The 17898-nt window shown below is 55.7% G+C and carries 15 protein-coding genes and 1 pseudogene; 11 read left to right on the top strand and 5 right to left on the bottom strand.

Features of this window, described 5'->3' with window-relative positions; genetic code table 11:
• The first annotated feature begins 42 nt into the window (after positions 1-42).
• The 6 genes and pseudogenes from ACZ1HF_RS07220 to ribD all read left to right on the top strand — a co-directional run bounded on the left by ACZ1HF_RS07220 (position 43) and on the right by ribD (position 5255).
• Complete coding sequence (locus ACZ1HF_RS07220; RefSeq protein WP_472656854.1) at positions 43-483, top strand: thiol-disulfide oxidoreductase DCC family protein; 441 nt, start codon at positions 43-45, stop codon at positions 481-483.
• Positions 476-2131: an SDR family oxidoreductase gene (locus ACZ1HF_RS07215; protein ID WP_472656853.1), complete on the top strand. Its 1656-nt coding sequence runs from the start codon at positions 476-478 to the stop codon at positions 2129-2131. The genes ACZ1HF_RS07220 and ACZ1HF_RS07215 overlap by 8 nt, the downstream gene beginning before the upstream one ends.
• 109 nt (positions 2132-2240) lie before the next feature.
• Positions 2241-3208, top strand: a pseudogene (locus ACZ1HF_RS07210) (IS481 family transposase).
• A 4-nt stretch (positions 3209-3212) separates the two neighbouring features.
• Entirely contained in the window at positions 3213-3566 is a 354-nt protein-coding gene (locus tag ACZ1HF_RS07205; protein WP_472659002.1) for a secondary thiamine-phosphate synthase enzyme YjbQ, read from the top strand.
• A 111-nt stretch (positions 3567-3677) separates the two neighbouring features.
• Complete coding sequence (nrdR, locus tag ACZ1HF_RS07200; protein ID WP_472656852.1) at positions 3678-4148, top strand: transcriptional regulator NrdR; 471 nt, start codon at positions 3678-3680, stop codon at positions 4146-4148.
• Positions 4149-4151: 3 nt separating this feature from the next.
• Positions 4152-5255 (top strand): bifunctional diaminohydroxyphosphoribosylaminopyrimidine deaminase/5-amino-6-(5-phosphoribosylamino)uracil reductase RibD, encoded by a 1104-nt coding sequence (gene ribD / locus ACZ1HF_RS07195; protein ID WP_472656851.1) that lies wholly within the window; start codon positions 4152-4154, stop codon positions 5253-5255.
• A gap of 7 nt (positions 5256-5262) precedes the next feature.
• On the opposite strand, the gene ACZ1HF_RS07190 is transcribed toward ribD, so the two are convergent.
• The 5 genes from ACZ1HF_RS07190 to kynU all read right to left on the bottom strand — a co-directional run bounded on the left by ACZ1HF_RS07190 (position 5263) and on the right by kynU (position 10949).
• Positions 5263-6279, bottom strand: a complete 1017-nt coding sequence (locus ACZ1HF_RS07190) for an SDR family NAD(P)-dependent oxidoreductase (RefSeq protein ID WP_472656850.1) — start codon at positions 6277-6279, stop codon at positions 5263-5265.
• Positions 6280-6411: 132 nt separating this feature from the next.
• On the bottom strand, positions 6412-8658 hold the full coding sequence (locus ACZ1HF_RS07185) for a xanthine dehydrogenase family protein molybdopterin-binding subunit (protein WP_472656849.1): 2247 nt from the start codon (positions 8656-8658) through the stop codon (positions 6412-6414).
• Between the two features lie 2 nt (positions 8659-8660).
• Entirely contained in the window at positions 8661-9125 is a 465-nt protein-coding gene (locus ACZ1HF_RS07180) for a (2Fe-2S)-binding protein (RefSeq protein ID WP_472656848.1), read from the bottom strand.
• A gap of 145 nt (positions 9126-9270) precedes the next feature.
• Positions 9271-9798, bottom strand: coding sequence for a GNAT family N-acetyltransferase (locus ACZ1HF_RS07175; protein ID WP_472656847.1), 528 nt, complete (start codon positions 9796-9798; stop codon positions 9271-9273).
• Positions 9756-10949, bottom strand: a complete 1194-nt coding sequence (gene kynU, locus ACZ1HF_RS07170) for a kynureninase (RefSeq protein ID WP_472659001.1) — start codon at positions 10947-10949, stop codon at positions 9756-9758. Before kynU ends, ACZ1HF_RS07175 begins: the two co-directional genes overlap by 43 nt.
• A gap of 211 nt (positions 10950-11160) precedes the next feature.
• On the opposite strand from kynU, the gene ACZ1HF_RS07165 reads away from it, so the two are divergent.
• The 5 genes from ACZ1HF_RS07165 to ACZ1HF_RS07145 all read left to right on the top strand — a co-directional run bounded on the left by ACZ1HF_RS07165 (position 11161) and on the right by ACZ1HF_RS07145 (position 17847).
• Positions 11161-12735, top strand: a complete 1575-nt coding sequence (locus tag ACZ1HF_RS07165; RefSeq protein WP_472656846.1) for a Re/Si-specific NAD(P)(+) transhydrogenase subunit alpha — start codon at positions 11161-11163, stop codon at positions 12733-12735.
• A gap of 12 nt (positions 12736-12747) precedes the next feature.
• A complete protein-coding gene (locus ACZ1HF_RS07160; RefSeq protein ID WP_472656845.1) occupies positions 12748-14169 on the top strand; it encodes an NAD(P)(+) transhydrogenase (Re/Si-specific) subunit beta in 1422 nt (473 codons plus the stop codon).
• A 209-nt stretch (positions 14170-14378) separates the two neighbouring features.
• A complete protein-coding gene (yghU, locus tag ACZ1HF_RS07155; RefSeq protein ID WP_472656844.1) occupies positions 14379-15236 on the top strand; it encodes a glutathione-dependent disulfide-bond oxidoreductase in 858 nt (285 codons plus the stop codon).
• 72 nt (positions 15237-15308) lie between these two features.
• Positions 15309-16475, top strand: coding sequence for an exo-alpha-sialidase (locus ACZ1HF_RS07150; RefSeq protein ID WP_472656843.1), 1167 nt, complete (start codon positions 15309-15311; stop codon positions 16473-16475).
• Positions 16476-16674: 199 nt separating this feature from the next.
• Entirely contained in the window at positions 16675-17847 is a 1173-nt protein-coding gene (locus ACZ1HF_RS07145; RefSeq protein ID WP_472656842.1) for a type III PLP-dependent enzyme, read from the top strand.
• The last annotated feature ends 51 nt before the right edge of the window (positions 17848-17898 follow it).

Genomic DNA, 17898 nt, shown 5'->3' with positions numbered 1-17898 from the left:
TTTACAGATGAAATGCATGCGCGTGCGACTTACTAATCGGATATGGCCAAACTCGCACCAGATCCCCATATCACCGCTCTTACCGAAGGGGCTGATGTCATCGTCTTTGACGGGGTCTGCGTGCTATGTTCGAGTTTTATGAGATTTATGCTGCGCCATGACCGAGACCAGAAATTTCGCTTCATCATCGCACAATCCGATCTGGGAGAGGCGCTTTATGCTCACCTGGGCCTCAAAGATGATGACTATTCCACCAATCTAGTTGTCGTAGATGGCCACATCTTCACCAAGATGGACGCTTTCATAGCCGCGATGACCCATATAGGTGGACTGTGGCGTGCTGCACAACTCATCCGTATTCTACCCGGACCTGTGCGTAATTGGCTTTATGACCACATAGCCCGCAACCGTTACGCGGTGTTTGGCAAGACGGATCAATGCTTGATACTGACACCTGATCTGAAAGCGCGTTTCCTTGGTTGAACGTGTCATTGTACTTGGCGCAACGGGGCTGTTCGGGGGGTACTTGGTACGCAGTCTTGCTGGGCGTAGCGGCATAAGCCTGATCATCGCGGGGCGAAGTGCCGGGCGGTTGGCACGTCTGGCAACAGAACTGTCTTGCGATTTCTGCGTAATGGATCGCGGCGACCTTACAGTTATCGCAAAAACTCTGGCAAAGCAGTGCCCCTTTGCAGTCATCGATTGTTCTGGTCCGTTTCAATCTTACGGTGCAGAACCTTATAGCTTTGCAAGATCAGTGATCAATGCAGGGGCCCATTACCTCGACATTGCGGATGGGGCAGAGTTTGTAGCGGGTATCGGCGCTTTGGATGCCGCAGCTAAGGCCAAAGGGGTTACAGTTTGGTCCGGGGTGTCCACAACGCCTGCGCTGTCTTCGGCCATCGTTGCAGATCTGTCAAAGGACATGGATAGCGTCGCATTCATCGAGACGTCCATCATCCCCGGCAACAAGACCCCGCGTGGCCTATCCGTCATGCGCGCTATTCTGGGACAAGTCGGGCAGCCGTTTGCACTGCGTATTGGCGGGCAGGCTATCACAGTGTTCGGATGGTCTGACGAAATCCAAGTTGCCCCGCATGTAGCGAGTGAGACTTTGTCGCCACGCAGGGCGTCTTTGGTGAATACGCCGGATGCCGCACTTTTCCCGGCGCATTTTGGGGCAAGTACTGTCATTGCGCGGGCTGGGTTGGAGCTGGGCCTGTTTCATCAGGCGCTTAACGTAGGACGCTGGGTTGTACGATACCTGCCTGTCAGATCGCTTGAGGGGCTGTCTAAACCGCTTTTCCACCTTTCCAAGTTATTCTCACCTTTTGGGTCTGATCGCGGCGGCATGCGTGTGCGGGTTCTAGGCCTTTCGCAAGGCCGCCTGGTGCAAAAAGACTGGGACATGATCATCGGTGACGGGCAGGGGCCGAAGACGCCGGTACAACCCGTTCTCATTCTGTTGGACAAACTGCTGGTGGGACAGCGCAAAGCGGGCGCGCATCCGGCCCTGACGGCCTTCACACGGTTCGAGGCCGAGGCGCAACTGGCAACGATTGGGGCGATTTGCGAAAGCCGTGAGACCGCGTGTGACCCGCTATTTCGCGAGGTTTTGGGTGCGGATTTTGACGCGCTGCCTGACGTTGTGCGCGCGCTCCATACGCCTTTGTATCGCGCGCGTTTCACGGGCACTGCAACAGTCACGCCTGCGACCAACTGGTTTGGTAAACTTGCAGCCCGGCTTGGTGGGTTTCCCGCCGTTGGTGGCATTGTTCCCGTGACGGTAACGATTACGGCGCAAGACACGCAGGAAATCTGGGTGCGAAAGATCGGCGCAAAGATATTCCGTTCAGTGCTTAGCCGCGACCGGCGCGATGGGGCAATGACTGAACGCTTTGGTCCATTCACGTTTCGGCTTGGGCTGCATAGGGACGGTGACCGGCTGATCTTTCCGGTAGAAAGCGGCAAGTTTCTGGGCCTCCTGCCAATACCGGGATTTCTTTTACCTGTGAGCGAAGCAGCGGAAAGCGTGGACCCTGATGGGCGCTTTCACTTCGATGTCCGGCTCAGCTTGAAAAGCGGTCCGCTGATCGTGCATTACAGCGGCAGTTTGGAGCCCATCGTATGAACCAGTTCACACTAAATACAAACGGCTCAGGTCTTTATGAGTTCACCCCTAGGTGTTTAGTCCCGGCATGTGGTGGTCTACTGATTTGTGACCATCAGAAGGGTGAACTATGGGACAAATTCTTCACGGGAGCGCCAAGACCACGCACGCCGTCCGAGCTCTCATACAGCGATCGCAAGCTTCGAACGCGGCGCTGAGTCGGGAACTGGGCATCAACGTCAAGACCGTCGCAAAGTGGCGCAAGCGTGACAGCGTTCAAGACGCTGCTATGGGGCCGAAGGAAGCCCATTCCACGGTTCTCAGCATCGAAGAGGAAGCCGTCATCGTCGCGTTCCGGCGGCACACGCTGCTGCCTCTGGATGATTGTCTCTATGCGCTGCAGCCCAGCATTCCGCATCTCACCCGATCATCATTGCATCGGTGCTTGCAGCGGCATGGGATCAGCCGTCTTCCAGATGTCGAGGGCGACAAGCCGAAGAAGAGGGCGACAAGCCGAAGAAGAAGTTCAAACGTTACCCGATTGGCTATTTCCACATTGACATCGCAGAAGTACGCACTGGAGAGGGGAAGATCCGTTTGTTCGTGGCCATCGACCGAACCTCCAAGTTTGCCTATGTCGAGCTGCATGAGAAGGCGGGCAAGATGATTGCCGCCCAATTCCTGCGCAATCTAATTGCCGCCGTGCCATACAGGATCCACACGATCCTGACGGATAACGGCATCCAGTTCACCAATCGCAAACAGGACACATCCGCATTCGAGCACATCTTTGATCGCGTTTGTCGCGAGCACGAGATCGACCACCGCCTGACAAAGGTGAACCATCCGTGGACGAACGGCCAGGTTGAACGCATGAACCGGACAATCAAAGAGGCGACGGTCAAGCGATATCACTATGACACACATTCACAGCTTGAAACGCACGTCACCGACTTCATTGCAGCCTACAATTACGCACGCCGATTGAAGACGCTGCAAGGCCTCACACCATTCGAATACATCTGCAAAATCTGGACAACCGAACCGGAACGCTTCAATGTCGATCCGACCCACCACATGCCGGGACTAAACAACTAGGGTCATTGAGTATGTGCGCGGGCAGGTCATGTCGGATGGTTTGCTGACCCTCTTTGTGCGCCACACATCTTGCTCGCTGCTTATTCAGGAAAACGCTGATCCCGAGGTGCAGGCGGATTTGAACAACTTTTTCAAGCGCCTTGTGCCACCAACAACAGACCCCAGCATGTCTTACCTGACACACACATATGAGGGCCCCGATGACATGCCCGCCCATATCAAAGCTGCACTTTTACCAGTCTCTGTATCAATTCCCATTGTGGAGGGTGCGTTGGCATTGGGCACATGGCAGGGCATCTATCTGTTCGAACACCGCGATAAACCGCATCACCGGCAAGTCATCGCACATATGCTCTAAAACTATATTTAGAGCCTAATTTCACCCCTACCCAAACTGTGGCGGCTGCCCTATAGTGATCGTGTACAATTGGGGATCAACACCCAAGACACAGAGATAAGGGGTAAGGCAATGCGTTGTCCGTTTTGCGGAAATGTAGATACACAAGTGAAAGATTCTCGTCCGGCGGAAGATCACGTTGCTATTCGGCGACGGCGCTTCTGTCCTGCGTGTGGGGGGCGGTTCACCACATATGAGCGTGTGCAATTGCGTGATCTGGTGGTGATCAAGACGAATGGCAAGCGCGAGGATTTTGATCGCGACAAGCTGGAACGCTCGATCCGAATTGCACTGCAAAAACGGCCAATCGATCCTGAAAGGATCGATCAGATGATTTCCGGCGTTGTGCGGCGTCTGGAAAGCATGGGTGAGACAGATATTCCATCGGCAACAATCGGTGAGATCGTAATGGAGTCTCTGGCGCGGATCGATACCGTTGCTTATGTGCGCTTTGCGAGCGTGTATAAGAACTTTCAGGCGGCAGATGATTTCGAGGACTTCGTGTCGGAACTGCGCCCGCCCAGTCCAAAAGAAGAAGACTAACTTTTGGGCCACGCGCCTGATAGGGAGCAGCGCTGGATGTCTCTGGCGCTTTCTCTGGGTGCGCGCGGTCTGGGGCAGACATGGCCAAATCCAGCCGTCGGTTGTGTGATCGTCAAAGATGACCGCGTTGTGGGGCGTGGCTGGACCCAGCCGGGTGGCCGTCCCCATGCAGAACAGATGGCGCTGGCACAAGCTGGCCTCGCTGCTGCCGGTGCGACAGCATATGTGACGTTGGAGCCTTGCGCCCATACCGGTCAGACCCCGCCTTGCACGCAGGCCCTGATCCGTGCGCAGGTTTCCCATGTGGTAATCGGGACCGACGATCCTGATCCAAGGGTGTCGGGGCTGGGCATTACCCAACTGCAAGACGCTGGAGTGAAGGTTACAACCGGTGTTCTACAGGCCGAGGCCCGTCAGGCCCATGCGGGATTTCTCAGCCGGATCACCCTTGGGCGGCCACTTGTGACGTTGAAACTGGCGGGCTCTCTTGATGGACGAATTGCGACCGCGACAGGCGAAAGTCAATGGATCACTGGACCGCTTGCGCGCCGCCATGTTCACGCCATGCGGGCGCGCCATGACGCGGTGATGGTTGGCGGTGGTACGGCGCGGGTTGATCTGCCGTCTTTGACTGTGCGCGATATGGGCGTGCAGCGCCAGCCAGTGCGTGTTGTCGTCAGCGCCAGCCTGTCCTTGCCAGATCATGGACCGCTGGCCGAAACGACGAAAGAAACAGCCGTTTGGCTGTTGCACGGGGCGGATGCGCCGAATGATAAGCGCCAGTTTTGGCAAGATGCGGGGGCCGAACTGATCGAGGTCGCAGAAACCTCAGACGGCCTTGACCTGCAGGCTTGCCTGACGGCTCTTGCCAGCAAAGGCTTAACACGGGTTTTTTGCGAAGGGGGCGGGGCACTGGCTGCCTCTTTGATCAAGGCCGATCTTGTTGATCGGCTGATCTGTTTCACGGCCGGATTAGCGTTGGGGGCAGATGGGACACCTCTGCTTGGCTCCGTTGAGGCTGATACACTTGATGCGGCCCCGCGCTATCAACTGATCGGTCAGAATAGGGTTGGCCCTGACCTGTTCTCGGAATGGCACCGAAGCTGACAAGCATTTATTCGCCGTAGTATTCCCGATACCATTCAACAAAATGGCGCACGCCGGTGCGCAAATCAGTCTTGGGCGCGTAGCCCGTCAATGTTTTCAACAAATCTGCCTTAGCCCATGTGGCGGGTACGTCGCCGGGCTGCATGTCCATGAAATTCTTCTGCGCTGTCTTGCCCGTAGCGGCCTCAATTGCTTCGATAAAGTCTAGCAGTTTCACGGGTTCGCCATTGCCGATATTAACCACCCGCCACGGGGCTACGGGCGACAGGCTGTCGCCGTCAGCAATTTGTGACGGGTCTTCCGGGCGCGTTGGTGCGGCATCCATCAGTAGCCGAATACCTTCGACCAGATCGTCTATATATGTGAAATCGCGACTCATATCGCCGTGATTGTAGACGTCAATCGGATCGCCCCTAAGGATCGCCTTAGTGAACTTGAAATATGCCATGTCAGGCCGACCCCATGGGCCATACACCGTAAAGAAGCGGAACATCGTTGTCGGGATGTCATAAAGATGCGCATAGGAATGCGTCATCGCCTCATTGGCCTTCTTAGTCGCAGCATAGAAGCTCATCTGTGTGTCAGCCTTGTCCGTTTCCGCATAAGGCATTTCTGTATTTGCCCCAAAAATGGAGGAGGTTGATGCCATTAACAGATGGTTGCAAGGTGTTGCCCGCACCGCTTCGAGCAGGTTGAACACTCCGATCAGGTTCGCATCCAGATAGGCACGTGGGTTCTCGATGGACCACCGCACACCGGCCTGCGCGGCAAGATGAATGATGATATCGGGGCGATGCTGTTCCAGAAGCTTGTGCAACAGCCCGTCCGTTTCCAGCAGCCCTTCGACGGGCGTAAAGCTGGACGATTGGGAAAGGTTCTGATGGCGTCGTTGTTTCAGAGAAACGTCATAATAACTGCTCATCCCGTCAAGGCCGATGACAGTGCATCCCTCTGCCAGCAAGCGTGTACAAAGGTGATAGCCGATAAAGCCCGCAGACCCCGTCACCAAAACTGTCTGTGTCATGCAAAATCACCTCTTGTCATTAGGGGCGTATATTGTGATCGCGGACCCGCGCCAATGGCACCCGGCAGATCACAGGCCATAGGACGAGGACATCAATCGGAAGAGCGACCCATCAAAGGGACGTAATACCGCTTAGGTGACGAACTCAAACCGTTTGCTCAGCGGCAATTCGCGAACGCGGACGCCTGTAAGGTCAAACACCGCATTGGCCAGTGCCGGGGCAGATGGGGGCAGGCCCGGTTCGCCAGCGCCACCCATATGCGTATTGGTCTCGCGAATCTCGACCTCGATTTCAGGCACCGTATGCATCCGCAGCGCGTCATAATCGGGGAAATTCTCTTGCTCGACTTCGCCGTCAGCGAAGGTGATTTCACCGTGGATAGCTGCAGATAATCCATAGATCAGCCCGGACGACATTTGCGCGCGAATGATGCCCGGATCAAGGGCAACACCGATATCGCATGCGATCCAGGCTTTGGTAACGCGGATAGCGCCGTCTTCGTTTTGTACCTCAATCACCTCTGCGACAGGGGTGCCAAAGGAATAGGTGAATGCCACGCCCCGCCCGATGCCCTCGGCTTTGGGGGTTGTCCAACCGGACATCTCCTTGACCCGTTGCAGCACCATAGCCGAGGGCTGGTGTTCGCGCGCGATCAGTTCCTGCCGGCATTCCAGCGGATCACGTCTTGCGGCATGGGCGACCTCATCGATAAAGCTTTCCATGAAGAACCCGTTGAATGAGTTTCCGACCGAGCGCCAGAAACCGACAGGAACATCCAGATCGGCGATATGACCGTTGATACGGAAATTCTTGATACCGTAAGGTTGATCGAACGCACCTTCCACATGACCTTTATCCGCGCCGGGTGGGGCAAACCCTGCCAGCCGGATAGAGCTTTGCCGCGTCACAGACGGGGCAGCAATGGCCCCGCTTAGAGTGGTGATCTGCCCCTCATCTACAACCCCGCTAAACCGGGCAATGGCAGCCGGGCGATAAAAGTCATGGCGCATGTCTTCTTCGCGCGACCATGTGACCTTTACAGGTGTATCGGGCATCTCTTTTGCGACCAGTGCAGCGTAGCGGGTGACGTCGAATTCGCCCCTGCGGCCAAAGCCACCACCAAGATAGGGCGTATGGACAGTGACATTCTCAGGCTCGAGCCCAACTGCTTTGGCGCAATGGTCGCGCTGTACCAGTGGCGCTTGATTGCCCGCCCAAACTTCAAGCCGGTCGCCAGTATAAAGCGCGGTCGCGTTCATCGGTTCCATCGTCGCATGGGCAAGCCATGGCACGTGATATTCGGCAGTGACCGGGGTTTTGGCCTCTTGCAAGGCCTTATCTACATCGCCATCATCGCGCATGCTTGAGTCCGGTGCATCTTCTAGCGATGCCGCAATAACATTGAAAAGCGCGTCCGTGGTTGGCGGGTAGGGGGCTGCCTCCCAGTTGATCTCGACCGCTTTGGCCGCTTCCATGGCAAGCCATGTGTTGCGTGCAACCACGGCGATACCGTTCCCCAGATCAATGACGCGCTCAACTCCCGGCATAGCTTCTGCCTTGATCGCATTATAACTGGCCATAACGCCGCCGAGCTTGGGGTTAATCCGAACCGTCGCAAATTTCATACCGGGCAGGTTGATATCGGCCCCGAATTCTGCCGTCCCAGTAGATTTTGCAACCTGATCTATGCGCGGCATTTCCTTGCCAAGATATTTCCAGCTTGTCGGATCGCGCAGCTCAATCGCAGAGGGTGGATCGATCTGTGCCGCCTCGGCCGCAAGTTCTGAATACCGTAGGGCAATGCCGTCAGGGGCGATAACCTGCCCTTCCTGTGTGGACAGATCACTAACCGGTATGTTCCATCTTGCCGAGGCCGCCAGTTTGAGGGTTTCGCGTGCTGTGCAGCCAGCCATGCGCATTTTCTCAAACCCGTCGATCATCGAGGTCGATCCGCCTGTAATTTGCAGCCCGAAGACTTTTGCCATGACCGATGATGTGTCCTTGATGCGGGTCTGCAATGGCGTTTCGGCATAGTCGCGGAAGGGCATTCCCAGACCGGGCAGGGCACCGTTGTAATAGGCTTGCGCGGCGGGGCCGTGGATCACACGAACCGACTGCCAGTCCACATCCAATTCCTCGGCGACCATAGCAGCAAGCGTAGTATGAACACCTTGTCCCATTTCAGCACGGGGCGCGATGATTGTAACACCATCCGCATCTATAATGAGATACGGGTTCAGACTTGTCTGCCCTTCGGCCACTTGTAACGGATTTTCGAGTTCCCGTTTTGCTTGATAGACGCCAAATGCAACACCCCCAGCAACGGCGGCTGTGCCCACCAGAAAGGCGCGACGGGTGAAGGTTTTAAGCTTGCCCATATCTATGCCCCCTTGATCATCTTGGCGGCATCTTTGATGGCCGCGCGAATTTTCGGGTAGGTGCCGCAGCGGCATAGGTTGCCTGCCATGGCTTCGTTAATATCTGCATCTGTCGGATTGGGTATCTCAGCCAAAAGCGCCGCTGCCTGCATGATCTGACCTGACTGACAGTAACCGCATTGGGCGACTTGATTATCGACCCAGGCCTTTTGCAACGGTGCCATGTTATCCGGTGTCCCGATCCCTTCAATGGTTGTAACACTTCCCCAGACATCCGACAGTGCCACCTGACAGGATCGCACAGCTTCGCCATCGATATGCACGGTGCAGGCCCCACAGGCGGCGACACCGCACCCGAATTTTGTTCCGGTCAGGCCAAGCTCATCCCGCAATACCCACAGCAGAGGCACATCATCCGGGAGATCAACATCATGCGATTTTCCGTTGATTGTCAGAGTTGTCGACATTGCATCACCCCCCGGGTGTCTAAACTATCTCGTTCAGTTTACAGATTTGGCGGGGTGAAATCTACATTAAAGCGCAGGCCCTAATAGCTTGGCTGGCCCGAAAGGGCTTTCGAATAGTACATAGTATAAAATGCCACATAGCCATTCAGCCCGCCGGAGAAGTAACCAATGGCCCAAAACATTTTTCCATCCTGAAATTGGTCAGGCTATGCCCATTGCGGGTGATGGTCTGGGTTTGCAACAAGCGCCAGCCCTGTCGAATGAAAAATGAGCGCGCAAGGTGGCTGGCTTCCGTCGTCAGCACGTCCAATCCCATGTTCCTGGCCTGCACTTCAAGCTTTTCATAAAGTTGTACGGCTATACCGGTTCCCATCATGTCCGGCAGCACAAAGGCCAGATCAAGATACCCGTCATTGCGCAGGCTCATAAAGCCGACCACGCGGCCTTCCATCTCGGCTATGAACGTGTGCTGATCAGTCAAACGGCGTGACCAGTTTGGCGGCATAACATCGCTGACCGCCCATGCTTCGCGCTGGAATTGCGTATAATGGCCAGCGGACCCTACGCGAATGGCCTCAAAAAAGACGTGATGTGTGGCCGTGGCATCGTCCGGGCGATAGCGGCGCAGCTTTACGTGACGCGGGCGTGGGTTTGGTACGCGGGGTTGTTCCAAAGGCGGCCCTCCATGACCTGATGCAGCATGTCTGCGGCGTGCCTGATATCGCTGTCATTAATGTAAAGCGGCGTTATCCCAAACCTCAAGATATCCGGCGCGCGGAAATCGCCAATCACCCCTTTGGCAATAAGCGCCTGCACAATCGCATAGCCGTCCGCGTGGGAAAACGACACCTGACTGCCGCGATCAGAAGGGTCGCGGGGCGAAACAAGTGTCAGGTCCGGACAGCGGGTTTCAACTTCTTCAATGAACAGCTCAGACAGCTCTATCGCTCGGGCGCGGACCTGATCCATGGAAACATGGTCCCAAATATCCAACGCCGCCTCAAGCGCTGCCATCTGAATAACAGAAGGCGTCCCAACCCGCATCCGCTCGATCCCTGCGCCGGGGCGGTAGTCCGGATCAAAGGCGAAGGGGGCTTCATGCCCTAACCAACCGGATAAGGCAGGGCGCACGTGATCAACATGTTTCGGGGCCACATAGATAAACGCAGGACCGCCGGGGCCGGAATTGAGGTATTTGTAGCTACACCCGACCGCGAAATCCGCTTTGCACCCGGCCAAATCAACAGGGACAGCGCCAGCGGAATGGGCCAAATCCCAGATCGTGATCGCGCCGACAGACTGTGCCTTCGCGCTCAGCGCTTCCATGTCGTGCATGCGACCCGTTCGGTAATCTACCTGAGTCAGCATCATCACCGCCACGCTATCATCAAGATGATCCGCCACTTCCTCTGGGCGGACAGTTTTCAAAGCCAAACCCCGATCTAGTGATCGAATGAGCCCTTCCGCCATATAGAGGTCAGACGGGAAATTTCCGCTGTCGGACAGAATGATCTTACGATTAAGTTGCATATCCAAGGCAGCCGCCAACGCCTGATAAACCTTGATCGACAAAGTGTCGCCCATGACGACATGACCAGGCTCCGCCCCAATCAGCTTGGCTACACGGTCGCCAACATGGGTGGGCTGATCCATCCAACCGGCCTTGTTCCAACCGGTGATCAGCATCTCGCCCCATTGTTCGTGCAACAGTGTCGCAACCCGTTCTGGGGCTGACACAGGTAGGGGGCCAAGGGAATTGCCATCAAGATAAGTTACTCCATCCGGTAAATGAAACATCGTCCGCGTTGCCTTGAAAATATCCATCATCTTCCTTCAAACACGGCCGCTCTTATCAGCGACGTTGAGGAAAGTTTACAGCACCAAACCGTATGGTCCAGCGGATCATCTTTATAAAATATGACGTAACGTCCGCGACACAATATTGCGCGCATAGGTCGCATTGGCTTGAGCTTTTGTCACGGCCAGTGATAGTAGCGGAACTGACCGGTAGTCAGAATGCTCGAAGGGGGACAGTATGAAAATTGGGGCACCAAAAGAGACATATGACGGTGAGAACCGTGTCGCCATGACACCTGAAAGCGCGATTCAAATCCAGAAACTGGGTCATGACTGCGTTATTGAAGCTGGCGCAGGCGCGCAGGCCGGTTTCAGCGACAAAGATTACAAAGAGGCTGGTGTCGAAGTTGTCAAAACCGCCGTTGCCTTGTGGAAAGCGGCTGACGTTGTTGTAAAAGTCCGCCAGCCCGATGTGACTGAAACCAGACGCATGCGCGAAGGCCAGACGCTGATCTCGTTCTTCAACCCGGCAGCAAATGACAAGATGATGGAAAGTGCCGCCAAGAAAGGCACTAATGTTATCGCAATGGAAATGGTGCCACGTATCTCACGGGCGCAGAAAATGGATGCGCTGTCCTCCATGGCCAATATTGCTGGCTACCGTGCTGTGATTGAGGCGGGTAATAACTTCGGGCGCTTCTTTACGGGCCAAGTGACAGCAGCGGGCAAGGTGCCGCCTGCGAAAGTTCTGGTAATTGGCGCAGGCGTTGCTGGATTGGCTGCGATTGGCACGGCCACATCGCTTGGTGCGATCACCTATGCGTTCGATGTGCGCCCCGAAGTGGCAGAACAAATTGAATCAATGGGGGCGGAGTTTGTCTTCCTTGAGTTCGAAGAATCTTCGCAAGACAGCGCTGCGACAGGTGGCTATGCGGCCCCGTCCAGCCCTGAATTTCGCGAAAAGCAGCTTGAGAAATTCCGCGAGATGGCGCCCGATATAGATATCGCCATCTGCACAGCCCTGATCCCCAACCGCGAAGCGCCAGAGCTTTGGACCGAAGATATGGTAGCCGCGATGAAGCCCGGATCCGTGATCGTGGACCTTGCCGCCGAGAAGGGCGGGAATTGCAAACTGACGGTGATGGATCAAAAGATCGTCACTGATAACGGCGTGACTATTGTTGGCTACACTGATTTTCCAAGCCGCATGGGTGCGCAGGCCTCCACGCTTTATTCGAACAATATCAGGCATATGCTAACCGATCTTACACCAGAAAAAGATGGTGTGATACAGCATGATATGGAAGATGACGTTATTCGCGGCGCGACCGTGACATATGATAAAGAAGTCACCTATCCACCGCCGCCGCCCAAAGTGGCGGCCATCGCAGCTGCCCCCAAAAAGGAAAAACCGAAAGAGCTGACAGCAGAAGAGAAGCGCGCGCAAGAAGTTGCAGAATTCAAGCAGCAGACCAAAACGCAAGTAACGCTAATCGCAGTCGGTGCAGCAGTTTTGCTGGCCGTGGGGCTGGCTGCACCAGCCAGCTTTATGCAGCACTTCATCGTCTTCGTTCTGGCCGTTTTCGTAGGCTTCCAAGTCATTTGGGGCGTCGCACATTCGCTACACACCCCGTTGATGGCGGTCACAAACGCCATCTCATCCATCATTATCCTCGGCGCGCTGACCCAGATATGGTCCGGCTCCGGCTTGGTGATCCTTCTTGCCGCCTTATCGGTCTTTATGACCGGCATAAACATCTTTGGCGGCTTCCTCGTGACACGGCGCATGCTCGCTATGTTCCAGAAATCTTAAGGGGGTAGGATCATGGAATACGGTTTCACCACCGCGGCCTATGTGGTCGCAGCAGTTCTTTTCATCCTGTCCCTTGGCGGGCTTTCTAATCAGGAAAGCGCTAAGCGCGCCGTCTGGTATGGTATCGCGGGCATGGCGCTGGCGGTACTGGCCACGTTGATCGGGCCGGGATCTGGCTATTGGCTTTTGTCGTTGATCCTGATCGCGGGCGGCGGGGCCATCGGCTACCAGCTGGCGACCAAAGTGCAAATGACGCAAATGCCCGAACTTGTGGCAGCCATGCACTCGCTTGTCGGTCTGGCGGCGGTTTTCGTAGGCTTTATCGCCCATTTCGAGATCGGCAATGCAGATCTTGGCGGCACTGATCTGGGGACTTTCGCAGCACTTATCGCCAAGAAATCGGCAGTCGAGATCAATATTCTTCGGGTCGAGCTGTTTTTGGGCATATTCATCGGGGCTGTGACCTTCACCGGCTCAGTCATTGCTTATGGCAAACTGGCAGGGCGCGTGGATTCAGCGGCGACCAAGCTGCCCGGTGGGCATATGCTAAATGCTGGCGCTGCGGGCCTGTCGCTCCTGTGCCTGATCTGGTATTTCAACACCGGCGGCTTCTTCCCGCTCTTTATCATGACGCTGGCCGCATTGTTCATCGGCTATCATCTTATCATGGGCATCGGCGGGGCAGACATGCCGGTCGTGGTCTCTATGCTGAACTCGTATTCGGGTTGGGCTGCTGCTGCGATTGGCTTCTCGCTGGGCAATGATCTTCTGATCGTGGTCGGCGCGCTTGTCGGTTCGTCCGGTGCGATCCTGTCCTACATCATGTGTAAGGCGATGAACCGGTCCTTTATCAGCGTGATCCTGGGCGGCTTTGGTGGCCCAGCGGGTGAGCAAATGGCGGTCGAGGGCGAGCAAGTTGCCATTGACGCCGACGGTGTGGCCACAGCGTTGAACGAGGCCGACAATATCATCATCATCCCCGGCTACGGCATGGCCGTCGCACAAGCGCAGTCGGCAGTGGCGGAGCTAACCCGCAAACTGCGGGCCAAAGGGAAAGAGGTGCGGTTTGCGATCCACCCCGTTGCCGGGCGCTTGCCGGGGCATATGAACGTGCTTCTGGCCGAGGCGAAAGTGCCCTACGATATCGTGCTGGAGATGGACGAGATCAACGAGGACTTCCCTAACACAGATGTGGCGATTGTTATTGGCTCGAACGATATCGTGAACCCGGCGGCGCAGGATGACCCGAACTCCCCCATTGCCGGGATGCCGGTTCTGGAATGCTGGAAAGCTAAACAGGTCTTCGTGTCCAAACGCGGGCAGGGGACGGGCTATTCAGGTATCGAGAACCCGCTGTTCTTCAAGGACAACACGCGGATGTTCTATGGCGATGCGAAGGCCTCGCTGGATGCGTTGTTGCCTAAGATCGACTAGGTGTTTGATCCCGAGGTTTGTTGGTTAAGACCCTTTAGCCAGAATGGAAAGAAGCACTATGGAACAACTTCGCCAAATAGCGGAAGCGTCAAAAGGTAAAATCGTGCATCACAGCACATGGTCTACGCGCCCGCAACGAAAGTTGTGGGCGGTTTTCGTTTGAACATCCGGGGCATGATCTATCTGTTAGCTGCAAAGGAGACTCGAATATGAAAGATGAATACACGCCCCCCAAAGTCTGGAAATGGGAACAGGAATCAGGTGGTACTTTTGCCTCTATTAATCGTCCGATAGCAGGTGCGACTCATGATAAAAAGCTACCTGTTGGCAAGCATCCACTCCAGTTGCATTCGATGGGCACGCCCAACGGGGTCAAGGTCACAATCATGCTGGAAGAACTTCTGGCCCTTGGGCATGAGGGCGCGGAATATGATGCCTGGCTGATCAAAATCGGAGATGGCGATCAGTTCAGCAGCGGGTTTGTGGAGATTAACCCGAACTCCAAAATTCCGGCCATGTTGGACACGACCAAAGGCACGCGGGTATTCGAGAGCGGATCAATCCTGTTCTATCTGGCAGAAAAGTTCGGGGAATTCCTGCCGACCGACCACGCAAACCGTACCGAGTGCATGAACTGGTTGTTCTGGCAAATGGGCTCGGCACCCTATCTGGGCGGCGGGTTTGGCCATTTCTACGCCTATGCGCCCTATAAGATGGAATATCCAATCAACCGCTTCACAATGGAGGTGAAACGTCAGCTTGACGTGCTGGATCGTCATCTGGCCGAAAATGAATATCTGGCAGGAGACGTGTATACGATTGCCGATATGGCAACCTGGCCCTGGTATGGCCGCACTGTTGCAGGTGAAAGCTATGACGCTGGCGAGTTTCTTGACGTGGGTATCTACAAAAATCTGGCCCGCTGGGAACAACAGATCGGCGCGCGCGAGGCTGTTAAGCGTGGTCGTATGGTCAATCGCACCTCTGGTGAGCCGCACGAACAGCTCCGCGAGCGCCATGATGCGTCGGATTTTGAACTCCGAACACAGGATAAGCTCGAAAGCTAGAAAACGGGCTATCCGCTATTCACGCGGCGCATTTCATGCTATCCTTTTCTCGTTTGGTTGAGAATGTGTGAGATGCAATCAAGCGACGTAACAGTTTTGATTGGCACCACGAAAGGTGCATTTCTGCTTTCTGGCGGGAAAGGTCGTGACGGGTGGGACGTCAGCGATCCGCTATGCGATGGCTGGCCTATTAACCATGTGATTGGCGATCCTGAAACCGGCACACTCTGGGCGGGTGGTGGCGGTGAGTGGAATGGCGCAGGCGTCTGGCGATCAGATGATGGTGGGGAAAGCTGGGACATTATCCGGCTGACCAAGGGCATGGCCGATGACTGGGCTGCCAATGATCCCGAGTTTGCGAAGATGATCGGATGGGCTGATACGCCACTGCCCTTTACGGATGAATTTTCCCAGATTTGGTCTCTGGGGCTTGCAGGGGGCAAGCTCTATGCAGGGGCTAAACCTGCCACGCTTCTTGTCAGTGACGATCAGGGCAAGACATGGGACCGGCTCGACAGCCTGACCGATCACCCGTCCGCCAAGGACTGGAATCCGGGTGCTGCGGGGCTTGTGCTGCACACGATCGTCTCGGACCCTTCGAACCCGCAAAAGCTTTGGGTGGGTATCTCGGCCGCTGGCGTTTTCGCGTCAGAGGATGGTGGAGCAAGTTGGGAGCGTCGCAACCGACTGTCCAACGCAGAAAATTGTGACCATCATGACCATCCCGCGGCCCCGCGTGACGGGGAAACCGGACACTGCGTTCACAACATGATGCGCGCGCCGGGGGAGCTCGATCTGCTTTATCAGCAAAACCACCACGGCGTCTGGCGGTCATCTGATGGTGGTCGCAGTTGGGATGATATTACCACCGGTCTGCCCTCAACCTTCGGTTTCCCGATCCGGGTGCATCCGCGCGACGCGGATATGATCTGGACATTGCCGTTGAACGGAGACAGCGCCGGTCGCTATCCGCCGGATGCAGCGGCTGCCGTCTGGAAATCCTGCGATGGCGGGCAAAGTTGGCAGGCCAAACGCGAAGGGCTGCCGCAGAAAGGTTGCTTTTTCACGGTACTCCGTCAGGCGATGTCCGGGGACACGCAGGACCCCGCCGGGCTTTATTTCGGCACCAATAGCGGCTCGGTCTTTGCCAGTTTCGACGAAGGCGAAAGCTGGGAAGAAATCGCGCGCCACTTGCCGACCATCCTTGCAGTTGAGGTTCTTGAAAGCAGCAGTCACTAAAAACTCAGCGATATGCATTTTCCATATTGCACCGAATCTCGAACAGCCCTAATGCGCAGGGCAGGACGCCAACGCACGCGCCTCTGGCCTGTAGCAGTCAACGCACACGTGTTTACGTAGCGACGGTAACGTCTCCCTTTGGAAGTGAGCGGTCTCGCGTGGGAAATCCCACTATGGCCGGGTCTATTTGGAGATGACGATGACTTTGCAATTCTCTGACGCTTTGGCGTCTACATCCCTACCTGTCCCATCCCGCCTAGAGGCGTTTATTGCTGCAAACAGCTTTGACAGGCCTACGTTGGTTATGGATGGGGATCTGGTAGCCCATCAGTTCCAGGCCCTGCAAGCGGGCCTTGGGCGCGCCCATATCCATTATGCTATCAAGGCCAACCCCACCCGCGAAATTATCGAACGACTGGTTCATCTTGGATCTTCCTTTGATGCAGCATCGCGGGGTGAGATCGAACTTTGTCTCAGCCTTGGCGCTGATCCTTCCAAGATTTCCTTTGGCAATACCATCAAGCGGGCCAGTGATATTGCTTTTGCTCATAGCGTCGGCATCACCTTGTTCTCGGTCGATGCAGAGGAAGAGTTGCACAAGATCGCGGCGCACGCCCCCGGCGCGCAGGTTTATATCCGTCTGATCGTCAAGGCATCCGAGGCCGATTGGCCTTTGTCCCGCAAATTCGGGTGTGACCGTGATATGGCATTAGGGCTTTTGCAGATGGCCCGCGATCTTGGGCTGGACCCGGTGGGGTTTTCGTTCCATGTGGGCAGTCAAACGCGTAAGGCAGAGATGTGGGCGCCCACGCTGGACGAAATGGTCCGTATCTGGACTGCCGCTCAGGATGCAGGTTTTGCGCTGGAACTTCTCAATATCGGCGGTGGTTTCCCCGCATTTCATGGCGAAGCCATCGATGCTCCAACGGATTATGCGGCCCGTGTTATGGAACTGGTGACAGCCCGGTTTGGCGATGTGCCGCGCATCATGGCTGAACCGGGTCGTGGACTGGTGGCAGAGGCTGGCGTCATTGTGTCTGAAGTTCTTCTGGTATCGCGCAAGTCAGACCGTGATATGCATCGTTGGGTTTACTTGGACATAGGCCGCTTTTCGGGGCTGGCTGAAACCGAGGGCGAGGCGATCCGCTATCAGTTCACGACCGATAAAGATGGCGGCGCAGTGGGGCCTTGCATTTTGGCCGGTCCGTCCTGTGACAGTGCTGACGTGCTTTATGAAAAGCGGCCCGTTAATATGCCCATGACTCTGAGTGCCGGCGACCGTGTGCTGATCCGAAATACAGGCGCTTATACGTCCAGCTATTCTTCTGTCGGGTTCAACGGGTTTCCGCCTCTGGATGTAGTGGTCATATAAGGTGGGTTTCATATCGGGTTCGGTATACAGTCGCACACCTCTAAGCATTTG

It is taken from the genome of Litoreibacter sp. GN1-5 (assembly GCF_055693805.1).
The sequence above is the reverse complement of the archived record's forward strand: the minus strand, read 5'-3'. Positions and strand labels throughout refer to the sequence as shown.